The sequence below is a fragment of the Streptomyces sp. SID5785 genome, from assembly GCF_009870065.1.
GTDB lineage: Bacteria > Actinomycetota > Actinomycetes > Streptomycetales > Streptomycetaceae > Streptomyces.
In genome coordinates, this window is the sequence record NZ_WWIA01000467.1 from 1 (window position 1) to 4,823 (window position 4,823).

The 4,823-nt window shown below is 67.7% G+C and carries 3 protein-coding genes and 1 tRNA gene; 1 reads left to right on the plus strand and 3 read right to left on the minus strand.

The features are described 5' to 3' along the window. Positions 1-4: 4 nt before the first annotated feature. A tRNA-Met gene (locus tag GTW43_RS15435) sits at positions 5-78 on the minus strand. Between the two features lie 55 nt (positions 79-133). Continuing rightward, positions 134-3,061, minus strand: a complete 2,928-nt coding sequence (locus tag GTW43_RS15440; protein ID WP_161302538.1) for a UPF0182 family protein — start codon at positions 3,059-3,061, stop codon at positions 134-136. 138 nt (positions 3,062-3,199) lie between these two features. On the opposite strand from GTW43_RS15440, the gene GTW43_RS15445 reads away from it, so the two are divergent. Then, positions 3,200-3,742 (plus strand): PPA1309 family protein, encoded by a 543-nt coding sequence (locus GTW43_RS15445; protein WP_161302534.1) that lies wholly within the window; start codon positions 3,200-3,202, stop codon positions 3,740-3,742. 120 nt (positions 3,743-3,862) lie between these two features. Here the strand turns inward: GTW43_RS15445 and GTW43_RS15450 are convergent. Beyond that, positions 3,863-4,823, minus strand: a 961-nt coding sequence (locus tag GTW43_RS15450; RefSeq protein WP_161302536.1) for a PDZ domain-containing protein, incomplete at its 5' end; no start/stop codon positions are given.

The window sequence follows — 4,823 nt, forward strand, 5'->3', positions numbered from 1 at the left end:
TCAGTAGCGGGGACAGGATTTGAACCTGCGACCTCTGGGTTATGAGCCCAGCGAGCTACCGAGCTGCTCCACCCCGCGCCGTTGTGAGACAAACTTTATCACGGCGCGGGGGTGCGGCCGGCCGGCCCCCTGGTCAGCCCGAGCTCTTGTCCCCTCCCTTGCCGTCACCGGCGTCGGCCTTGTCGTCCGCCTTGTCGTCGGCCTTGTTCGCGTTGTCCGCCTTCTCGGCCGCGTTCTGGGCCTTCTCGGCGCGCTCCAGGGCGTCCTGCAGCTTGTCCTGCGCCTCGCCGTAGGCCGACCAGTCGCCGTCCTTCATGGCCTTCTGGCCGTCCTCGAAGGCCTTCTCCGCGTCGGCGAGAGCCGCCTTCACCGTCGAGTTCTCCGGTGGGTTCGTCTTGTCCCCACCCGGCTTCTCCGGCTCCGCGGGCGTCGAGCCCTCCACGTCGAAGGCCTGGTTCAGCGCGCCCTCGAGCGAGTCGGCGAAGCCTCTCTTCTCCCCGTAGGAGACGGCGACCTTACGCATCAGGGGGTACTCGGAGTTGCGTCCCTGTGCGTACATCGGCTCCACGTACAGGAAGCCCTCGCCGAGTGGCACCGTCAGCAGGTTGCCGTAGAGGACCGTCGAGTCGGCGCCCTTCATGTCGCGCACCCAGTTCGCCACCGGATCCCAGGAGTTGAGCTTGTTCTGTACCTGCTCGGGTCCCTGGGCGCTCTCCTCGGTGACTCTGAGGAGCTTTATGGTGCCGTAGTCCTTACTGGTGGCGTCGGCGTCGACCGCCATGAACGCCCTCAGGTTGGGCCGGCCGCTCGGGGTGAACGTCGTCGTCAGCGAGAACTGCTGGGAGTCCTGGCCCGGCATCTTCATCGACAGGTAGTACGGCGGCACCGCACTGTTGTCCCGCTTGGTCGGGTCGTTGGGGACCTGCCAGGCGTCCGACGCGTTGTAGAACTGGTTCGGCTTGGTGACGTGGTACAGGCTGAGCAGCTCGCGCTGGACCTTGAACATGTCCTGCGGGTAGCGCAGGTGCTCCATCAGCTCCGCCGGAATGGCGCTGCGCGGCTCCACGGTGCCGGGGAAGGCCTTCTTCCAGGTCTTCAGGACCGGGTCGTCGGAGTCCCACGTGTAGAGCTTCACCTCGCCCGTGTACGCGTCGACGGTCGCCTTCACCGAGTTGCGGATGTAGTTGACCTGGTTCTGCTGCGCCACCACCGCGCGCTGGCTGTCGCCCTCGTTGAGGGAGTCGGCCGTGCTGTCGCCCAGAGTGGTGCGGGATGCGTACGGGTAGCCGTTCGACGTCGTGTAGGCGTCGACCACCCACTTGATCTTGCCGCCGACCACGGTCGGGTACGGGTCGCCGTCGATGGTCAGCCAGGGCGCGACCGCCTCAACGCGCTCCTTCGGCGTGCGGTTGTACAGGATCCGCGAGTCCTTGCCGATGGCCCCGGAGTAGAGGATCTGCGGCTCGCTGAAGGAGACCGCGTACGCCGCCCGGTTGATCGGGTTGTCCAGGTTGACGCCGCTCTCGGTGTCGTAGCTGGTGGTCTGCTGGGTGCCGTCGTCCTTCTCGTAGTCCAGCTCCTTCTGCGGCCCGCCGACGATCGAGTACTGCGTCGTCTTCTCGCCGTAGTAGATGCGCTGGTTGTACGTCCCGAGCATGCCCTCGGTCGGCAGACCGGACTCGGTGAACTTCGGCGCGCCCTGGGTGGTCTCCGTGCCCTTGGCCATGACGGCGCCGTAGCCGTGCGTGTAGACGAAGTGGTCGTTGATCCAGTTGCGCTTGTCGAGCTTGCTCAGGTTGAGCTCGCGCAGGCCCACCACCGTGTCCTGGCCGTTGTACCGGTCCACGTCCAGGGTGGTCGGGAACTGGTAGTACTTCCGCTGCTGCTCGAGCTGCTGGAAGGTCGGCGAGACCACGTTCGGGTCGTTCAGGCGGTAGCTGGCGGCCGAGTCGGCGGCCGTGCGCTGCTTCTTGGTGTCGCTCGAACCCTTGCCGCTGTAGTCCTCGATCGGCGTGTTGTCGATCTCGTAGGCCTTGCGCGTCGCGTCGATGTTCTTCTGGATGTACGGCGCTTCCTTGGCCTGCTCGTTCGGCTGGACCTGGAACTTCTGGACGATGGCCGGGTACAGGCCGCCGATCAGGATCGCCGAGAGCACCATGAGGCCGAAGCCGATGACCGGCAACTGCCAGGTGCGCCGCCACAGCGTGGCGAAGAAGAGGATCGCGCAGATGACGGCGATGCAGAACAGGATCGTCTTCGCCGGCAGGTACGCGTTCGCGTCGACGTAGCGCAGGCCCGTCCAGTTGTCCGTCGCCTTGAAGTCGCTCGACTTCACCGCGAGCCCGTACCGGTCCAGCCAGTACGCGACGGCCTTGAGCGCCACGAACACGCCGAGCAGCACCGACAGGTGTCCGGTCGCGGCCGCGGTGGCGCGCGCGCCCGGGCTGGTGATGCGCAGCCCGCCGTACAGGTAGTGCGTCAGCGCGGCGGCGACCAGGCCGATGACCGTGGCCGCGAACCCGAAGCCGAGCAGGAAGCGGTACCAGGGCAGGTCGAACGCGTAGAAGGCCACGTCCATGTGGAACTGCGGGTCCTTCTGGCCGAACGGCACGCCGTTCACATACATCAGCCACGTGCGCCACTGGCTGGCCGCCGAGGCTCCGGCGATCAGGCCCACCAGGGCGGTGACGCCGACGAGGAGCCACTTCTTGAAGGGCGCGATGCCCATCCGGTAGCGGTCCAGGCTCTGCTGCTCCATGGACATGGCGCTCAGCGGCGGGCGCAGTCGGTGCGCCAGCCAGATGTTCACCCCCACGGCGATCGCCATGAGGAGGCCGAAGACGAAGAAGAGCCCGATCTTCGTCCAGAGCGTCGTCGTGAACACGGACGAGTACTTGACCGACCGGTACCAGAGCCAGTCCGTCCAGAACCCGGCGAACATGACGAAGGCCATGCAGAGCACAGCCAGGACGCCCAGCGTCAAGAGCAGCGTCCGGGCACGTCGGGAGGGTCGGCCCACTCTGATCCGCGGTCCCGTCGGGCCCCCGCCGCGGTCCGGCATCTGGAAAGCCAAGGTGCGCACCTCGAAAGTTCAAATCGATCGGTCAGGCCCCCGAGATCGCGGACCCATCACCTATGCAACTTACTCACGCTTTACTCAGTTCCCGGTTCGGGGGACGAACGAGGCAGGATTGTGACCATGTCCAACACTCCTATGGCAGCGAGCCCCCTCACCCGGGCCGTACTCGAGATCGACGAGTACGCCTCCGGCCTCGGCTGGGACCAGCCCGCTCGCCTCTTCGCCCTTGTCGACACGGCCGCGCTGCGCGCCCAGGAACCCGCTCTCGCCGCCCAGCTCGGCCTCGAGGGCGAGCAGGAGGCCCCCGGCCTCACCCCGATCGAGCAGGACGAGATCCCGGCGGGCAAGCCGCTGGACGAGTTCCTCGGCACCATCGCCTGGCCCGACGCCGTCGCGGGCTGCGCCCTGACCGTCGAGCGGCTGATGCTGCCGCCGTCCGCGGAGGCGTCCGTCCCGGAGGGCCTGAGCGACAAGAAGCTCGCCCAGTGGGTCGCCGAGCACCCGGACCGCCAGGAGGTGCGGATGACGGTGGCCGTGCTGCGCGACGGCACGCGCGAGTCGGCCCTGCGGCTGCGCGAGAAGGACGCGGCGACGGAGGTCCTGACCGGCTCGCAGCTGGTCCCGGGCCTCGCCGAGGCGCTGTCGGCGACGTTCGCCGACTGAGTCCGCCACCCCCGCAGGCACGGACGAGGGGGCGCGGCGGGTGACCACCCGCCGCGCCCCCTCGTCCTTTGTCCGTCGTCCCTCGCCCTTTGTCCGTCGTCCCTCGTGCGCCGGCAGGAGCTATCCGGCCGTGCAGCTGGGCAGGTCGGAGGTCTTGCCGCTGCGGATGTCCTTGAGCGCGCCCATGGCGTCGTCGATGGTGTCCACCTTGACGAGGGTGAGCCCGTCCGGGGTGTCCTTCGCCGCGGTCGCGCAGTTGTCCTTCGGCGTCAGGAAGTACCGCGCGCCCTTCTCGCGGGCGCCGACCGTCTTCATCTGGATGCCGCCGATCGGGCCGACCTTGCCGTCGTCGTCGATCGTGCCGGTGCCGGCGACGAACTTCCCGCCGGTCAGATCGTCGGGCGTCAGCTTGTCGACGATGCCGAGCGCGAACATCAGACCGGCGCTGGGGCCGCCGACGTCGGCGAGCTTGATGTCGATCTGGAACGGGAACGTGTGGTCGGTCCCGGCCTGGATGCCGACGATCGCGCGGCCGTCGTCGGCCTTCTGCGTCGTGATCTTCACGTGCTCCGTGCGGGTCGCCTCCTTGCCCTCCTTCTCGGCGGCGGTGGCTTCCTTGACCGGCACGACCGTGAAGTCGACGGTCTCACCCGGCTTGTGCTTGGTGACCAGCTTGGCCACGTCCGCGGGCTGCCTGATCGACGTGCCGTCGACGGCCTTGATGACGTCGCCCGCGTGCAGCCTGCCCTCGGAGGGGCTGTCCTTGACGACGGTGGAGACGATCACCCAGGACTTCACGGGGATGTCCAGCTCGTTCAGGGCGGCGACCTTCGCGCTCTCCTGGGACTGGCTGAACTCCTCGGCGTTCTCCTGCGAGGACTGCTCCTCCGTCTGGCCGTCGGGGTAGAGCGTGTTGTGCGGCACCACGATGCTGTCATGGGCGAGCCAGCCGTAGACGGCCGACACCAGGTTCATGTTGTAGTCGGCGCTGGTGACGCGGACCGTCGTCATGTTGAGGTGCCCGGACGTCTCGTACGTCTTGTGCCCGGCGATCTGGATCACGGGTTCGCCGTCGTGGTCA

Coding starts and splice junctions, on each gene's coding strand:
- GTW43_RS15440 (WP_161302538.1), bottom strand. CDS start 3,061: ATGCCGGACCGCGGCGGGGGCCCGACGGGACCGCGGATCAGAGTGGGC.
- GTW43_RS15445 (WP_161302534.1), top strand. CDS start 3,200: ATGTCCAACACTCCTATGGCAGCGAGCCCCCTCACCCGGGCCGTACTC.